15 protein-coding genes are annotated in these 16,003 nt (G+C 62.7%); 11 read left to right on the top strand and 4 right to left on the bottom strand.

Features of this window, described 5'->3' with window-relative positions:
* The first annotated feature begins 373 nt into the window (after positions 1-373).
* The 4 genes from ABIB24_RS06995 (at position 374) to moaE (ending at position 3,049) form a co-directional block, all read left to right on the top strand.
* Entirely contained in the window at positions 374-1,768 is a 1,395-nt protein-coding gene (locus ABIB24_RS06995; protein ID WP_013974146.1) for a PhoH family protein, read from the top strand.
* 116 nt (positions 1,769-1,884) lie between these two features.
* Complete coding sequence (moaC, locus tag ABIB24_RS06990; protein WP_003251775.1) at positions 1,885-2,355, top strand: cyclic pyranopterin monophosphate synthase MoaC; 471 nt, start codon at positions 1,885-1,887, stop codon at positions 2,353-2,355.
* Complete coding sequence (gene moaD / locus ABIB24_RS06985) at positions 2,355-2,600, top strand: molybdopterin converting factor subunit 1 (RefSeq protein WP_003251777.1); 246 nt, start codon at positions 2,355-2,357, stop codon at positions 2,598-2,600. The genes moaC and moaD overlap by 1 nt, the downstream gene beginning before the upstream one ends.
* A gap of 2 nt (positions 2,601-2,602) precedes the next feature.
* On the top strand, positions 2,603-3,049 hold the full coding sequence (gene moaE, locus ABIB24_RS06980) for a molybdopterin synthase catalytic subunit MoaE (RefSeq protein ID WP_075046280.1): 447 nt from the start codon (positions 2,603-2,605) through the stop codon (positions 3,047-3,049).
* Positions 3,050-3,177: 128 nt separating this feature from the next.
* Here moaE and rhlB read toward each other — a convergent pair whose 3' ends face one another.
* Positions 3,178-4,641, bottom strand: coding sequence for an ATP-dependent RNA helicase RhlB (rhlB, locus tag ABIB24_RS06975; RefSeq protein ID WP_075046279.1), 1,464 nt, complete (start codon positions 4,639-4,641; stop codon positions 3,178-3,180).
* A gap of 101 nt (positions 4,642-4,742) precedes the next feature.
* A complete protein-coding gene (locus ABIB24_RS06970) occupies positions 4,743-5,399 on the bottom strand; it encodes an alpha/beta hydrolase (RefSeq protein WP_046616497.1) in 657 nt (218 codons plus the stop codon).
* 331 nt (positions 5,400-5,730) lie between these two features.
* Between ABIB24_RS06970 and ABIB24_RS06965 the strand changes: the two genes are divergently transcribed.
* The 4 genes from ABIB24_RS06965 (at position 5,731) to ABIB24_RS06950 (ending at position 9,888) form a co-directional block, all read left to right on the top strand.
* Positions 5,731-6,759, top strand: a complete 1,029-nt coding sequence (locus tag ABIB24_RS06965; RefSeq protein ID WP_075046278.1) for an amino acid ABC transporter substrate-binding protein — start codon at positions 5,731-5,733, stop codon at positions 6,757-6,759.
* 67 nt (positions 6,760-6,826) lie between these two features.
* A complete protein-coding gene (locus ABIB24_RS06960) occupies positions 6,827-8,005 on the top strand; it encodes an amino acid ABC transporter permease (RefSeq protein WP_085692186.1) in 1,179 nt (392 codons plus the stop codon).
* Between the two features lie 10 nt (positions 8,006-8,015).
* A complete protein-coding gene (locus ABIB24_RS06955) occupies positions 8,016-9,113 on the top strand; it encodes an amino acid ABC transporter permease (protein WP_025340571.1) in 1,098 nt (365 codons plus the stop codon).
* A 10-nt stretch (positions 9,114-9,123) separates the two neighbouring features.
* The gene (locus ABIB24_RS06950) at positions 9,124-9,888 is read left to right on the top strand and encodes an amino acid ABC transporter ATP-binding protein (protein WP_003251792.1); all 765 of its coding nucleotides are present in this window, start codon (positions 9,124-9,126) and stop codon (positions 9,886-9,888) included.
* 130 nt (positions 9,889-10,018) lie between these two features.
* Here the strand turns inward: ABIB24_RS06950 and algW are convergent, their stop codons facing one another.
* Positions 10,019-11,179, bottom strand: coding sequence for a Do family serine endopeptidase AlgW (gene algW / locus ABIB24_RS06945; RefSeq protein WP_025340570.1), 1,161 nt, complete (start codon positions 11,177-11,179; stop codon positions 10,019-10,021).
* A gap of 169 nt (positions 11,180-11,348) precedes the next feature.
* Between algW and ABIB24_RS06940 the strand changes: the two genes are divergently transcribed.
* The 3 genes from ABIB24_RS06940 (at position 11,349) to cysN (ending at position 15,255) form a co-directional block, all read left to right on the top strand.
* Positions 11,349-12,107: a Nif3-like dinuclear metal center hexameric protein gene (locus ABIB24_RS06940; protein ID WP_274078289.1), complete on the top strand. Its 759-nt coding sequence runs from the start codon at positions 11,349-11,351 to the stop codon at positions 12,105-12,107.
* Positions 12,108-12,420: 313 nt separating this feature from the next.
* Complete coding sequence (gene cysD, locus ABIB24_RS06935; protein ID WP_013974136.1) at positions 12,421-13,338, top strand: sulfate adenylyltransferase subunit CysD; 918 nt, start codon at positions 12,421-12,423, stop codon at positions 13,336-13,338.
* Positions 13,339-13,353: 15 nt separating this feature from the next.
* Positions 13,354-15,255 (top strand): sulfate adenylyltransferase subunit CysN, encoded by a 1,902-nt coding sequence (gene cysN / locus ABIB24_RS06930; RefSeq protein WP_025340568.1) that lies wholly within the window; start codon positions 13,354-13,356, stop codon positions 15,253-15,255.
* A gap of 256 nt (positions 15,256-15,511) precedes the next feature.
* Here cysN and ABIB24_RS06925 read toward each other — a convergent pair whose 3' ends face one another.
* Positions 15,512-15,991: an Lrp/AsnC family transcriptional regulator gene (locus ABIB24_RS06925; protein WP_016498026.1), complete on the bottom strand. Its 480-nt coding sequence runs from the start codon at positions 15,989-15,991 to the stop codon at positions 15,512-15,514.
* Between the last annotated feature and the right edge of the window lie 12 nt (positions 15,992-16,003).

Below are 16,003 nucleotides of genomic sequence, written 5' to 3'. Positions count from 1 at the left end.
ATCGCGACGCAAGGCCGCTCCTACAAGGTCACGCGATGCCTGTAGGAGCGGCCTTGTGTCGCGATCGGGGTGCGAAGCGCCCCTCAGCAATGGCAGCTTGATTTTTGACTGTAGTCCTCACGCGCCCCCTCGCCAACCCCTGTTCGTCATTTGGAAAAATAAACTTCACCTGCACGTAAAAAGACTTTTTTTAGTCATCATTTTTGCGGTATGAAGAAACCAGACAGCCGATTCCTGCAGCACAGGTGGCGTCATCCAGGCCCACCTAGCCAGGTTCGCTTCCCGCCCGTAACAACGCGGATACGGGGACAGCGGCAGTCACTCTGCGGCGTAACAGACCACGCCGTGTGGCTTCGACATAAGGTGACCGAGTATGGATGACCAAGGACGCAACCCTTCCTCCAGCAAGCCTATCCTGTATGTGCTCGATACCAACGTCCTGATTCACGACCCCAACGCGTTACTGAACTTCGAGGAGCACCATGTCGCCATCCCGATGACGGTGCTGGAGGAACTCGACAAGCTCAAGACCGGCAAACAGACCATCGCCGCCGAATGCCGCCAGGCCATTCGGCTGATCGACCAGACCCTTGGTGACGCCTCGCCCAGCGATGTCGAGCAGGGCGTGCCGATCCAGCGTGGCAAGAGCGGGCCCAAGGGCTTCCTGTCCATCCTGATGACTCCGCGCAACGAGCCGAACAAGCTGCTGCCGGAAAACCTCAACGACAACATCATCATCAACCAGTTGCTCGAAGTACGGGCCCGGCGCACCGACCTGGACGTTGTGCTGGTCACCAAAGACATCAACATGCGCCTGAAGGCGCGTGCCTGTGGCATCGCGGCCGAGGACTACAGCACCGACCAACTGGTCGATGACGTGTCCTTGCTGTCCAAGGGCTACCATTCGGTCACCGGCTCGTTCTGGGACCGGGTGAGCAAGGTCGATACCCGCCAGGAGCGTGGCCGCACCTGGCACCGCGTGCAATTGATCGACAACCTGCCGGCGGTTCACGTCAACGAGTTCATCATCGATGAACAGGGCTTCGTCGGCTGGATCAAGGGTATTCGCAACGATGAGCTGCTGTTGCTCGACCTGCACCAGGAACCGCTGCTGCACCAGGAAGCCTGGGGCCTTAAGCCGCGTGACATCCACCAGAGCCTGGCGCTGTTCGCCCTGCTCGACCCGGATATCCACCTGGTCAACCTGACCGGCGCCGCCGGTTCCGGCAAGACCATCCTGGCCCTGGCCGCGGCCATCGAACAGACCATGGTCAGCAAGCGCTACCGGCGCATCATCGCCACCCGCAGCGTGCAGGGGCTGGACCAGGAGATCGGCTTCCTGCCGGGCACCGAGGCCGAGAAGATGGAACCCTGGCTGGGCGCCATTACCGACAACCTCGAAGCCTTGCACATGGATGACGAGAGCACCCATGGCAGCGTCGAGTACATCCTCGAGCGCGTGCCGCTGCAGTTCAAGTCGCTGAACTACATCCGTGGCCGTAGCTTCCAGCAGAGCCTGATCCTGATCGACGAGTGCCAGAACCTGACGCCGCACCAGATGAAAACCATCATCACCCGTGCCGGCTCCGGGTCCAAGGTGGTCTGCCTGGGCAACCTGGCGCAGATCGACACCCCCTACCTGTCCGCGACCAGCTCGGGCCTGACCTACCTGACCGAGCGCTTCAAGGACTTCCCCCATGGCGTGCACATCACCCTGCAGGGCGTGCCACGCTCGGTGCTGGCCGAGTACGCCGAGTCGCATCTGTAACCCTCTTCGCCGGGCGGTTCGCCGCCCGGCCTTTTCGCGGGCACGGTTGACGCACCCCTCTGCTCAAACCTGACTCACAGGTTTACACTGCAAGTTCCCTTCACAGGAGCAGAGCAGTGCTGACACATCTTGATTCCCAGGGGCGGGCCAACATGGTCGACGTCACTGAAAAGGCCGTGACCGAGCGCGAGGCCACCGCCGAGGCGCGGGTGCGCATGTTGCCGCAGACCTTGCAGATGATTGTCGACGGTGAACACCCCAAGGGCGACGTGTTCGCCGTGGCGCGCATTGCCGGGATCCAGGCGGCGAAGAAGACCAGCGACTTGATCCCGCTGTGCCACCCGTTGATGCTGACCAGTGTCAAGGTCGAGCTCAGCGCCGAGGGGCAGGACGCCGTGCGTATCGTCGCCCGCTGCAAGCTGGCCGGGCAGACCGGCGTGGAGATGGAGGCGCTGACCGCCGCCAGCGTTGCCGCGCTGACGATCTATGACATGTGCAAGGCTGTGGATAAAGGTATGGTCATCGAGCAGGTGCGCCTGCTGGAAAAACTCGGCGGCAAGAGCGGCCACTACAAGGTGGAGGCGTGATGAAGGTCAAGGTGATGTACTTCGCCCGTTACCGCGAACTGCTGGGCGTGGATGCCGAGCGGGTGGAGGGTGCGTTCAAGGTGCTCGACGATGTGCGCCAGGCCTTGGTGGCCAAGGGCGGGCAGTACGAAGTGCTGGCCGAGCAGAACCTGATGTGTGCACGCAACGAAGAACTGTGCAAGCTCGATGAGCCGCTGGAAGAGGGCGATGAAGTGGCATTCTTCCCGCCGGTTACCGGAGGCTGAACATGGCTGTGCGAGTACAGGTAGGCGCGTTCGACCCGGGGGCCGAGACCAATGCCATGCACGCGGCGAATGTCGGCGTGGGCGCGGTGGTCGGTTTTGTCGGCTACGTGCGGGATTTCAACGATGGCCGTGAAGTGGCGGGGATGTTCCTCGAGCACTATCCGGGCATGACCGAAAAGGCCCTGGCCAAGATCGTGGTCGAGGCCGAGCAGCGCTGGCCGCTGCTCAAGGTGGAGGTGCTGCACCGCATCGGTGCGCTGGAGCCGGGCGAACCGATCGTGTTCGTCGGTGTGGCCAGTGCCCATCGGCAGGCGGCGTTCGATGCCTGCAACTTCATCATGGACTACCTGAAGACCCGGGCGCCGTTCTGGAAGAAGGAAAATACCCAGGAAGGGGCACGGTGGGTGGAAGGGAAGCAGAGTGACCAGGATGCCGCTGGGCGCTGGTAGATCCTTGTTTGATGGCCGGGGCGGAGCCCCGGTTCGCGGGTGAACCCGCTCCCACAGGTACTGCACAGGTTTCGGAAGCTGTGCAGTACCTGTGGGAGCGGGTTTACCCGCGAAGAGGCCGGCATAGGTCAATGGTGCTTGCGCGGCACCGGCTTCAGCAGCTCATCCGGCGGCATTTCACACTTGATCTTGCGCCCCAGCAGCTCTTCGATCGCCGGCAGCTGGTACGAGTCATCCTCACCGGCAAAGCTGATCGACACACCACTGGTGCCCGCACGGCCTGTCCGGCCAATGCGGTGCACGTAGTCGTCCGGGTCTTCCGGCAGGGTGAAGTTGATCACGTGGCTGATGCCATCGATGTGAATGCCACGCCCCGCCACGTCGGTGGCCACCAGCACGGTGATGCGCCCTTCGCGGAAGTTCTCCAGGGTACGGATACGCTTGTGCTGCGGCACGTCGCCCGACAACTGCGCGGCATTGATGCCGTCGCGCACGAGTTTTTCCTCGATGCGCCGCACTTCGTCCTTGCGGTTGGCGAACACCATCACCCGTTCCCACTTGTTCTGGGTCACCAGGTTGTACAGCAGCTTGTACTTGTCGCTGCCGGCCACCGCATAGACGTGCTGCTCCACCGTTTCGCTGGCAACGTTCTCCGGCTCGATCTCGACGATGGCCGGGTTGGTGGTCCATTGCTTGGCCAGGTTCATCACGTCGTCGGTGAAGGTGGCGGAGAACAGCAGGGTCTGGCGCTCGCTTTTCGGCGGCGTCTGGCGAATGATCTGGCGCACCTGGGGGATGAAACCCATGTCGAGCATGCGGTCGGCTTCGTCCAGCACCATCACCTCGACCATGTCCAGGTGCACCTCACCGCGCTGGTTGAAGTCCAGCAGGCGGCCCGGTGTGGCCACCAGGATGTCGCAATGGCGCGCTTCCAGGGCCTTGAGCTGCTTGTCGAAGTCCATGCCGCCGACGAAGCTCATCACGTTCAGGCCGGTGTACTTGGTCAGGGCGATGGCATCCTTGGCGATCTGCACCACCAGCTCGCGGGTGGGCGCGATGATCAGCGCGCGTGGCTCGCCCATGTAGCGTTCCTTCGGCGGCGGCGTCTGCTGCAGCTGGGAAATGATCGAGATCAGGAACGCCGCAGTCTTGCCGGTACCGGTCTGGGCCCGGCCGATGGCGTCCTGGCCACGCAGGGTGTAACCCAGCACCTGTGCCTGGATCGGCGTGCAGTACGGGAAGCCCAGGTCGTGGATGGCGTGCATCACCTCGTTGGACAGCTTGAAGTCGTGGAAGCGGGTCTTGCCTTCCTGCGGCTCGACCACGAAGTCTTCCGGTTTCCACAGGCTGGCCTGCGGCTTGGGCTTGCGCTCGCGACGCGGTTTGTCCTTGGCCGGCTTGTCGGCGGCTGGCGTAACGGCGGCAGGCTGTTCGGCCAGGGGCGCGGGGGTGGCGCGTGGGGCGGCCGGTTTTGCCGCAGGCTGGGCCTCGCTGGCGGGTGCGGGCGCAGGCAGCGTCACGCTGGCAGCAGGAGCGACGGCCTGTGGCGCGGCGTCTCCCTTGCCGAAAATTTTCTTGAGTGCCTTGAGCACGATCGTCTCGTCAACTGGTTAAGGAATGTACGCCGGGCAGTGTAAAGCAAGATTCAGGCGCGGCGTAGTGGAATAGCCTTACAACTACAGGCGGCCCTGGCTTATTGCAATTGCTTGCTCAGCCAGTCGTGGATGTCGCTCAACTCTTCCACCACCACTTCATGTTCCATCGGGTATTCGTGCCAGCGGGCGGCGACGCCCCAGGTATTCAGGTACTCGAAGGCGGTGCGGCCCATGGCAGGGATCACCACCGGGTCGTGCACGCCGTGCAGGCACAGGGCCGGGGTGCGTTGCTGGCAGGCGCTCAACTGATGCTGGTCGTTGAAGGTGGGGGCGTAGGTGGACAGGGCGATCACGCCACCCAGCGCTTCTTGCCACTTTATATAGGCAGTGTGCAGCACCACCGCGCCGCCCTGGGAGAAACCGGCCAGGAAGATCCGCGACAGGCTGATGCCTTTGGCCTGCTCGGCCTTGATCAGGGCAATGAGCTGCTCGGCCGATTCTTCCAGCTGCGCCTCGTCGATGGCACGGGCCGGGGTCATGGCCTTGATGTCGTACCAGCTGGGCATGGCGTAGCCGCCGTTGATGGTTACCGGGCGGGTTGGAGCCTGGGGCATGACGAAACGGGTGCTGAGCAGGCGCTCCTGCATGAATTCGGCCACTGGTAGGAAGTCGTAACGGTCGGCACCCAGGCCGTGCAACCAGATCACACAGGCATCGGCGGTTTTCTGCGGTTCGAGAATCAGCGGGTTGGTCATGACTGCTCCGAAAGTGTGCGGGTCTTGTTATGGCGTGCGTGAAAAGAAGGCGCTGGAAATGATTGTCGGAAAAAGAATGTCGCAACGATACAACTTTCCCTACTTGACGAGCGCTTAAACGCTACAGCCGTAAATTCTGGTACGCGCTTTGCAATTCAACCAATGATGCAAAGGGCAGGCCGTGACGGTAACACCCTTTGCACGCGAAGGCTGTCACAGAACAGTCCATTGCGCCATTGACCCAATAACAAGCCAATACGGGTCGGATACGCCTCAAAAGGGTGCGGTGCAATTCCGGCTCGATACAACAAGAGCGATTTGGAGGTTGTGAATGAAGATGTTGAAAACCACCCTGGCAGTCCTGACCGCTGCCGCCGCGCTGGGCGCCGTGAGCAACGCCCAGGCCGGCGCCACCCTCGATGCGGTAAAGAAGAAGGGCTTCGTCCAGTGTGGCGTGAGCGACGGTCTTCCAGGCTTCTCGGTACCTGATGCGCAGGGCAAGATCGTTGGTATCGACGCCGACGTGTGCCGCGCCGTGGCCGCCGCCGTGTTCGGCGACGCCACCAAGGTCAAGTTCAGCCAGCTCAACGCCAAGGAACGCTTCACCGCCCTGCAGTCGGGCGAAGTCGATGTGCTGTCGCGCAACACCACCTGGACCAGCTCGCGTGATGCTGGCATGGGCCTGGTATTCGCCGGTGTTACCTACTATGACGGCGTCGGTTTCCTGGTCAACAAGAAGCTGGGTGTTTCCAGCGCCAAGGAGCTCGATGGCGCGACCATCTGCATCCAGGCGGGTACCACCACCGAGCTGAACGTGTCGGACTTCTTCCGCGCCAATGGCCTGAAATATACCCCGATCACCTTCGACACCTCCGACGAAAGCGCCAAGTCGCTGGAGTCCGGCCGTTGCGACGTGCTGACCTCGGACAAGTCGCAGCTGTTCGCCCAGCGCTCCAAGCTGGCCGCGCCGACCGACTACGTGGTACTGCCGGAAACCATCTCCAAGGAACCGCTGGGCCCGGTGGTGCGCAAAGGCGACGAGGAATGGTTCAGCATCGTCAAGTGGACCCTGTTCGCCATGCTCAACGCCGAAGAGGCGGGCATCACCTCGAAGAACGTCGAGGCCGAGGCCAAAGGCACCAAGAACCCGGACGTCGCCCGCCTGCTGGGTGCGGACGGCGAGTACGGCAAGGACCTCAAGCTGCCCAAGGACTGGGTAGTGCAGATCGTCAAGCAAGTCGGCAACTATGGCGAAGTGTTCGAGAAGAACCTGGGCCAGGGCACCGACCTGAAGATCGACCGTGGCATGAACGCCCTGTGGAACAACGGCGGCATCCAGTACGCGCCACCTGTGCGCTGATGGCTGCACCCTGCGGCGGCATCCCGCCGCCGCAGGCTGTTCGAATCCCTACTGTCCGGGGCACTTCATGCAAAATCAAATCGGCGCACCCAAGGGCTTGTCCCTTAACGATCCGCGTGTGCGCGCGTGGCTGTTCCAGATTCTCACGATAGTCTTCGTGGTCGGTCTGGGCTGGTACCTGTTCCACAACACGCAAACCAACCTGCAACACCGGGGCATCACCTCGGGCTTCGACTTCCTCGACCGCAGTGCCGGTTTCGGCATCGCCCAGCATCTGATCCCCTACGTGGAATCCGACAGCTATGCGCGGGTGTTCGTCATCGGCCTGCTCAACACCCTGCTGGTGACCTTCATCGGCGTGGTGCTGGCGACCATTCTCGGCTTCATCATCGGTGTGGCGCGGTTGTCGCCGAACTGGATGATCAACAAGCTGGCGACCGTGTATGTGGAAACCTTCCGCAACATCCCGCCGTTGTTGCAGATCCTGTTCTGGTACTTTGCCGTGTTCCTGACCCTGCCGGGACCGCGGGGCAGCATCAATATCGACGACACCTTCTTCATCAGCAACCGTGGCCTGAACATGCCCGGTGCGTCCATGGCCGAAGGCTTCTGGCCGTTCGTCGTGGCCCTGGCCCTGGCGCTGCTGGCCATCGTGGCGATGGTGCGCTTTGCCAACAAGCGCTTCGACGAGACCGGCGTGCCGTTCCACAAGTTCTGGGTGGGGCTGGCGCTGTTCATCGCCATTCCGGGCGTTTGTGCACTGCTGTTCGGCAGCCCGGTGCACTGGGAAGTGCCGCAATTGAAAGGATTCAACTTCGTCGGTGGCTGGGTACTGATCCCCGAGCTGCTGGCGCTGACCCTGGCGTTGACCATCTACACCGCTGCGTTCATCGCCGAGATCGTGCGTTCCGGTATCCGTTCGGTCAGCCATGGCCAGACCGAGGCCGCGCGCTCGCTGGGCCTGCGCGAGGGGCCGACCCTGCGCAAGGTGATCATCCCCCAGGCACTGCGGGTGATCATTCCGCCGCTGACCAGCCAGTACCTGAACCTGGCGAAGAACTCGTCGCTGGCGGCCGGTATCGGCTACCCGGAGATGGTCTCGCTGTTCGCCGGTACCGTGCTCAACCAGACCGGCCAGGCCATCGAGGTGATCGCCATCACCATGAGTGTCTATCTCGCCATCAGCATCAGCATTTCGCTGCTGATGAACTGGTACAACAAGCGCATTGCGCTGATCGAGCGGTGAGGATACGCCCGTGAATGCCCATGTTTTCAAACCCGACATGCCGCCACCGGTGAAAACCGTAGGCGTGCTCGCATGGATGCGTGCCAATCTGTTCTCCAGCTGGCTCAACACGCTGCTGACCCTGTTCGCCATCTACCTGGTGTGGCTGATCGTGCCACCGTTGCTGCAGTGGGCGTTGCTTGACGCCAACTGGGTCGGCACCACCCGCGCCGACTGCACCAAGGAGGGCGCCTGCTGGGTGTTCGTGCAGCAGCGCTTCGGCCAGTTCATGTATGGCTACTACCCGGCCGAGTTGCGCTGGCGCGTGGACCTGACCGTGTGGCTTGCCGTGCTTGGCGCCGCGCCGCTGTTCATCAAGCGTTTCCCGCGCAAGGCCTTCTACGGCCTGGGCTTCCTGGTGCTGTACCCGCTGCTGGCCTATGCCCTGCTGCACGGGGGCGTGCTGGGCCTGGAAAACGTACCGACCAGCCAGTGGGGCGGGCTGATGCTGACCCTGGTGATCGCCACCGTGGGCATTGTCGGCGCATTGCCGCTGGGCATCCTGCTGGCCCTGGGGCGGCGCTCGAAGATGCCGGCGGTGAAGGTGGTGTGCGTGACCTTCATCGAGTTCTGGCGCGGCGTGCCACTGATCACCGTGCTGTTCATGTCATCGGTGATGCTGCCGTTGTTCCTGCCTGAGGGCATGAGCTTCGACAAGCTGCTGCGGGCGATGATCGGCGTGATCCTGTTCCAGTCGGCGTACATCGCCGAGGTGGTGCGTGGTGGCCTGCAGGCCATCCCCAAGGGCCAGTACGAAGCTGCCGCTGCCATGGGCCTGGGCTACTGGCGGGCGATGGGCCTGGTGATTCTGCCGCAGGCGCTCAAGCTGGTGATTCCCGGCATCGTCAACACCTTCATTGCCCTGTTCAAGGACACCAGCCTGGTGATCATCATCGGCCTGTTCGACCTGCTGAACAGCGTCAAGCAAGCCGCCGCCGACCCGGCCTGGCTGGGCATGGCTACCGAGGGCTACGTGTTCGCCGCCCTGGTGTTCTGGATTTTCTGTTTCGGTATGTCCCGCTACTCCATGCACCTGGAGCGCAAGCTGGACACTGGCCACAAGCGTTAGGAGTTTCGAAATGAGTGAAGCGATCAAGCAGCCTGCCGGCCCCGAAGGCATCATCCAGATGCAGGGCGTGAACAAGTGGTACGGCCAGTTCCATGTGCTCAAGGACATCAACCTGAACGTGCGCCAGGGCGAGCGCATCGTGCTGTGCGGGCCGTCCGGCTCGGGCAAGTCCACCACCATCCGTTGCCTCAACCGCCTGGAAGAGCACCAGCAGGGGCGCATCGTGGTCGATGGTGTGGAGCTGACCAACGACCTCAAGCAGATCGAGGCCATCCGCCGCGAAGTGGGCATGGTGTTCCAGCACTTCAACCTGTTCCCGCACCTGAGCATTCTGGAAAACTGCACCCTGGCGCCGATGTGGGTGCGCAAGATGCCGCGGCGCAAGGCCGAGGAAATCGCCATGCACTACCTGGAACGGGTGCGTATTCCGGAGCAGGCGCACAAGTACCCGGGGCAGTTGTCCGGTGGCCAGCAGCAGCGTGTGGCGATTGCCCGCGCGTTGTGCATGAAGCCGAAGATCATGCTGTTCGACGAACCGACCTCGGCGCTGGACCCGGAAATGGTCAAGGAAGTGCTCGATACCATGGTGGGCCTGGCCGAGGATGGCATGACCATGCTCTGCGTGACCCACGAGATGGGCTTTGCCCGGACCGTGGCGAACCGGGTGATCTTCATGGACAAGGGCGAGATCGTCGAGCAGGCGGCGCCGGATGACTTCTTCGACCGGCCACGCAGTGACCGGACCAAGTTGTTCCTGAGCCAGATCCTGCATTGATGCAAAAGGGGCCGCTTTGCGGCCCATTCGCAGCACAAGGCTGCTCCTACAAGGGAAATGCGATCTCCTGTAGGAGCAGCCTTGTGCTGCGAATGGGCTGCGAAGCAGCCCCAGAAACCCGATCGCGGCCTTACTTCTCTTCCTTGGCGACTGCCGGCGCCGGTGGCGGCCGCAGCCCCACCTCGGCGATCAGCTTCAGCTGCTGCCCATTGCGCATCACCTCGATGGTGATCTTCTCGTTGGGCTTGATCCGCGCCACCTGGTTCATCGACTTGCGCCCGTCACCGGCCGGCTCGCCGTTGATGCTCAGGATCACGTCACCCAGCTGCAACCCGGCCTTTGCCGCCGGCCCTTCGCGGAAGATACCCGCCACCACGATGCCCGGGCGGTCCTTCATGCCGTACGATTCGGCCAGTTCCTGGCTCAGCGGCTGTACTTCGATGCCCAGCCAGCCACGGATCACCTGGCCGTGCTCGATGATCGACTTCATCACCTCCAGTGCCAGTTTCACCGGGATGGCGAAGCCGATGCCCTGTGAACCGCCGGATTTGGAGAAGATCGCCGTGTTGATGCCGATCAGGTTGCCGTTGGCATCCACCAGCGCACCGCCGGAGTTGCCCGGGTTGATCGCGGCGTCGGTCTGGATGAAGTCCTCGTAGTTGTTCAGGCCCAGCTGGTTGCGGCCGGTGGCGCTGATGATGCCCATGGTCACGGTCTGGCCGACCCCGAACGGGTTACCGATGGCCAGCGACACGTCGCCGATGTGAATGTTGTCGGAGCGGCCGATGGTGATCGCCGGCAGGCTCTTCAGGTCGATCTTCAGCACCGCCAGGTCGGTTTCCGGGTCGCTGCCGATGACCCGGGCCAGGGTCTCGCGGCCATCCTTCAGGGCTACGACGATCTGGTCGGCACCGCTGGTGACGTGGTTGTTGGTCAGCAGGTAGCCCTCGGGGCTCATGATCACCGCCGAGCCCAGGCTCGACTCCCAGCGGCGCTGCTTGGGCAGGTTGTCGCCGAAGAAACGGCGGAACTGCGGGTCTTCGAACAACGGATGGGCGCTCTTGTTCACCACCTTGGTGGTGTACAGGTTGACCACCGTCGGGGCGGCCAGGGTCACGGCGTCGGCGTAGGATACCGGGCCCTGCATGATCCTCGAGGTCTGCGGCGCCTGTTGCAGGTTGACGTCCTGACTGGGCAGGCCGACCCATTCCGGGAAGCGCTGGATGATCAGCATGGCGATCAGTACGCCGGTAAGCAGGGGCCAGCCAAAATAACGCAAAGCCTTGAACATGAATGAATCCTGGAAAGAGCCGGGGGACGGTGACCGTGCGGTGGGGCATGAGCGCGCGCGATCATACACCGGTTCCCCCAGTGCCGGCGACGGCCCATAATGGCCGGCATTATACGGGCGTTGCATGGGCGTTGTGCCCGAGAAAAACGCAGATTTCGAGGAGATTTTCATGGCCGTCGCTCTGAACACCCTGGTCGAGGAAGCCGAGCGTTACCTGGGCAGCGCGAAGATCCAGGATTATTGCCCCAACGGCCTGCAGGTCGAAGGTCGGCCGCAGGTTAGCCGCATCGTCAGCGGTGTTACCGCCAGCCAGGCGCTGCTGGATGCGGCGGTCGAGGCCGAGGCCGACCTGGTGCTGGTGCACCATGGCTACTTCTGGAAGGGCGAGAATCCGTGCGTCACCGGTATCCGGCAGCGCCGGCTGAAGACCCTGTTGAACAGCGACATCAGCCTGCTGGCGTTCCACCTGCCGCTGGATGTGCACCCGGACGTGGGCAACAACGTGCAACTGGCGCGGCAGCTGGACATTACTGTCGAAGGGCCGCTGGACCCGGAGAACCCCAAGGTAGTCGGCATGGTCGGCTCGCTGGCCGAGCCGATGACCGCCCGCGACTTCGCCCGGCGGGTGCGGGAGGTGCTGGGGCGTGAACCTTTGCTGGTCGAAGGTGAGCAGATGATCCGCCGGGTCGGCTGGTGCACCGGGGGCGGGCAGGGCTACATCGACACGGCGATCGCGGCCGGGGTGGACCTTTACCTGACCGGCGAGGCGTCGGAGCAGACCTACCATAGTGCCCGCGAGAATGGCGTCAGCTTCATTGCCGCCGGGCACCATGCCACCGAGCGGTATGGGGTACAGGCGCTGGGTGATTACCTGGCGCGGCGCTTTGCTGTGGAGCACCTGTTCATCGATTGCCCGAACCCGATCTGATATCGGCGTCGCCTTCTTCGCGGATACAGTGTTGATGGCGCGGTCCCTGTAGGAGCAGCCTTGTGCTGCGAAGAGGCCAGTGAGGCAAAAGAGCTTTTTGGGCAGTAACAGCCTCTTCGCAGCACAAGGCTGCTCCTACAGATCCTATGCATGTCCAGAGACCAATACCGGGCCTGCCAGCCCAAACCCCCAGTCATATCGTTAGACTTTTTCGATCTAGCCAGCCTCCTAAATAGAAGCAGCCGCTGTGATAAAGTGGCTCGCTCGAACACGGCCCGCAGGCCGTCCATAAGATCGTTTTTCGTGAGTAGCCATGGTCGACAAACTGACGCACTTGAAACAGCTGGAGGCGGAGAGCATCCACATCATCCGCGAGGTGGCCGCCGAGTTCGACAACCCGGTGATGCTGTACTCGATCGGCAAGGATTCCGCCGTGATGCTGCACCTGGCGCGCAAGGCCTTCTTCCCGGGCAAGCTGCCGTTCCCGGTGATGCACGTCGACACCCAGTGGAAATTCCAGGAGATGTACAGCTTCCGCGACAAGATGGTCGAGGAAATGGGCCTGGAGCTGATCACCCACGTCAACCCCGAGGGTGTGGCGCAGGGCATCAACCCGTTCACCCATGGCAGCTCCAAGCACACCGACATCATGAAGACCCAGGGCCTGAAGCAGGCGCTGGACAAGCATGGTTTCGACGCCGCCTTCGGTGGTGCGCGCCGCGACGAAGAGAAATCGCGGGCCAAGGAGCGCGTGTACTCGTTCCGTGACAGCAAGCACCGCTGGGACCCGAAGAACCAGCGTCCGGAACTGTGGAACGTGTACAACGGCAAGGTCAACAAGGGCGAGTCGATCCGCGTCTTCCCGCTGTCGAACTGGACCGAGCTGGACATCTGGCAGTACATCTACCTCGAAGGCATCCCGATCGTGCCGCTGTACTTCGCCGCCGAGCGTGAAGTCATCGAGAAGAACGGCACCCTGATCATGATCGACGACGAACGCATCCTCGAACATCTCACCGATGAAGAGAAAGCGCGCATCGTCAAGAAGAAGGTGCGTTTCCGTACCCTTGGCTGCTACCCGTTGACGGGTGCTGTCGAGTCGGAAGCCGAGACCCTGACGGACATCATCCAGGAAATGCTCCTGACCCGTACGTCCGAACGCCAGGGCCGTGTCATCGACCACGATGGCGCCGGTTCCATGGAAGACAAGAAACGCCAAGGCTACTTCTAATTTCAGGGTTACTCCATGTCGCACCAATCTGATCTGATCAGCGAGGACATCCTCGCCTACCTGGCCCAGCACGAGCGCAAGGAACTGCTGCGCTTCCTGACCTGCGGCAACGTCGACGACGGCAAGAGCACCCTGATCGGGCGCCTGCTGCACGACTCGAAGATGATCTACGAGGACCACCTCGAGGCCATCACCCGTGATTCGAAGAAAGTCGGCACCACCGGCGAGGAAGTCGACCTGGCACTGCTGGTCGACGGCCTGCAGGCCGAGCGCGAGCAGGGCATCACCATCGATGTCGCCTACCGCTACTTCTCCACCGCCAAGCGCAAGTTCATCATTGCCGACACCCCGGGCCACGAGCAGTACACCCGCAACATGGCTACCGGCGCGTCCACCTGCGACCTGGCGATCATCCTGGTCGACGCCCGCTACGGCGTGCAGACCCAGACCCGCCGCCACAGCTATATTGCCTCGTTGCTGGGCATCAAGCACATCGTCGTCGCGGTCAACAAGATGGACCTCAAGGGCTTCGATCAGGGCGTCTTCGAGTCGATCAAGGCCGATTACCTGAAGTTCGCCGAAGCCATCAACCTGACCCCGAGCAGCCTGCATTTCGTGCCGATGTCGGCGCTCAAGGGCGACAACGTGGTCAACCACAGCGAGCGTTCGCCGTGGTACGCCGGCCCGACGCTGATGGAAATCCTCGAAACCGTAGAAGTGTCGGCCGACCGCAACTTCACCGACCTGCGCTTCCCGGTGCAGTACGTCAACCGTCCGAACCTGAACTTCCGTGGCTTCGCCGGCACCATCGCCAGCGGCGTGGTGCACAAGGGCGACGAAATCGTCGTGCTGCCGTCGGGCAAGAGCAGCCGCGTCAAGTCCATCGTCACCTACGAAGGCGAGCTGGAAAACGCAGGCCCTGGCCAGGCCGTGACCCTGACCATGGAAGACGAGATCGACATCTCCCGTGGCGACCTGCTGGTGCATGCCGACAACGTCCCGCCGGTCACCGACCAGTTCGACGCCATGCTGGTGTGGATGGCCGAGGAGCCGATGCTCCCGGGCAAGAAATACGACATCAAGCGCGCCACCAGCTACGTGCCGGGCTCGATTGCCAGCATCACCCACAAGGTCGATGTGAACACCCTGGAGCAGGGCGCTGCCAGCGCGCTGCAGCTGAACGAGATCGGCCGCGTCAAGGTGTCCCTGGACGCCTCGATCGCCCTGGACGGTTACGACAGCAACCGCACCACCGGTGCGTTCATCGTCATCGACCGCCTGACCAACGGCACCGTCGGCGCCGGCATGATCATCGCCCCGCCAGTCCTGCCGCACGGCAGCACCGGCCATCATGGCAAGCTGTGCCATGTGGCCACCGAAGAGCGCGCCCTGCGCTTCGGCCAGCAGCCTGCGACCGTGCTGTTCAGTGGCCTGTCCGGCGCCGGCAAGAGCACCCTGGCCTACGCCGTGGAGCGCAAGCTGTTCGACATGGGCCGTGCGGTGTACGTGCTCGACGGCCAGAACCTGCGCCACGACCTGAACAAGGGCCTGCCACAGGACCGCGCTGGCCGTACCGAAAACTGGCGCCGCGCCGCCCACGTGGCGCGCCAGTTCAACGAAGCCGGCCTGCTGACCCTGGCCGCGTTCGTGGCCCCGGATGCCGAAGGCCGTGAACAGGCCAAGGCGTTGATCGGCAAGGAGCGCCTGGTGACCGTTTACGTCCAGGCCTCGCCGCTGGCCTGCCGTGAGCGTGACCCGCAAGGCTTGTACGCTGCTGGTGGCGATAACATCCCGGGCGAAAGCTTCCCGTACGATGTGCCGCTGGACGCCGACCTTGTGATCGACACCCAGGCCACCAGCGTGGACGAGGGCGTGAAACAGGTGCTGGACGTGCTGCGTCAGCGCGGTGCGATCTAAGCGCCAGGCTGCAAGAAAAACCCCGCTTCGGCGGGGTTTTTTGTTTCTATGCCCGCCATACATGCGCGGGTCTCCTGTGGGAGCGGCCTTGTGTCGCGAAAGGGCTGCACAGCAGCCCCCGGGTCTCAGCACTGATGCACAAATTGCTGGGGCTGCTGCGCAGCCCTTTCGCGACACAAGGCCGCTCCCACAAAGGATTGCGTGAGCTTTGGATTTTGAGCAAGGCAGTTGTTCCCGCATGGACTGTGCATGTCGTTCAGATGTGTTTTTCCGATACCGGTATCACCCGCCGCTCCTTCACTGCCTTGTAGGAAAAACTCGAGTAGATCTCCTTCACCCCCGGCAACCGCTGCAGCACTTCCCGGGTGAACTCGCCAAACGACTCCAGATCCCGCGCCAGGATCTCCAGCAAGAAGTCGTAGCGCCCGGAGATGTTGTGGCAGGCGACAATCTCGGGAATTTCCATCAGCCGCTGCTCGAACGCCAGCGCCATGTCCTTGGTGTGCGAGTCCATCATGATGCTGACGAACGCGGTCACGCCAAACCCCAGCGACTTGGGCGAGAGGATGGCCTGGTAGCCGGTGATGTAGCCGTTGTCCTCCAGCAACTTGACCCGCCGCCAGCACGGCGAGGTGGTCAGCGCTACCTGGTCGGCAAGTTCGGCAACGGTGAGGCGGGCGTTGTCCTGCAGGGCAGCGAGCAGGGCGCGGTCGGTGCGGTCGAGGCTTGAAGGCATGTTTTGCCCTCC

It is taken from the genome of Pseudomonas sp. UYEF17 (genome assembly GCF_040546125.1).
GTDB classification, from domain to species: Bacteria; Pseudomonadota; Gammaproteobacteria; order Pseudomonadales; family Pseudomonadaceae; genus Aquipseudomonas; species Aquipseudomonas putida_Z.
The sequence above is the reverse complement of the archived record's forward strand: the minus strand, read 5'-3'. Positions and strand labels throughout refer to the sequence as shown.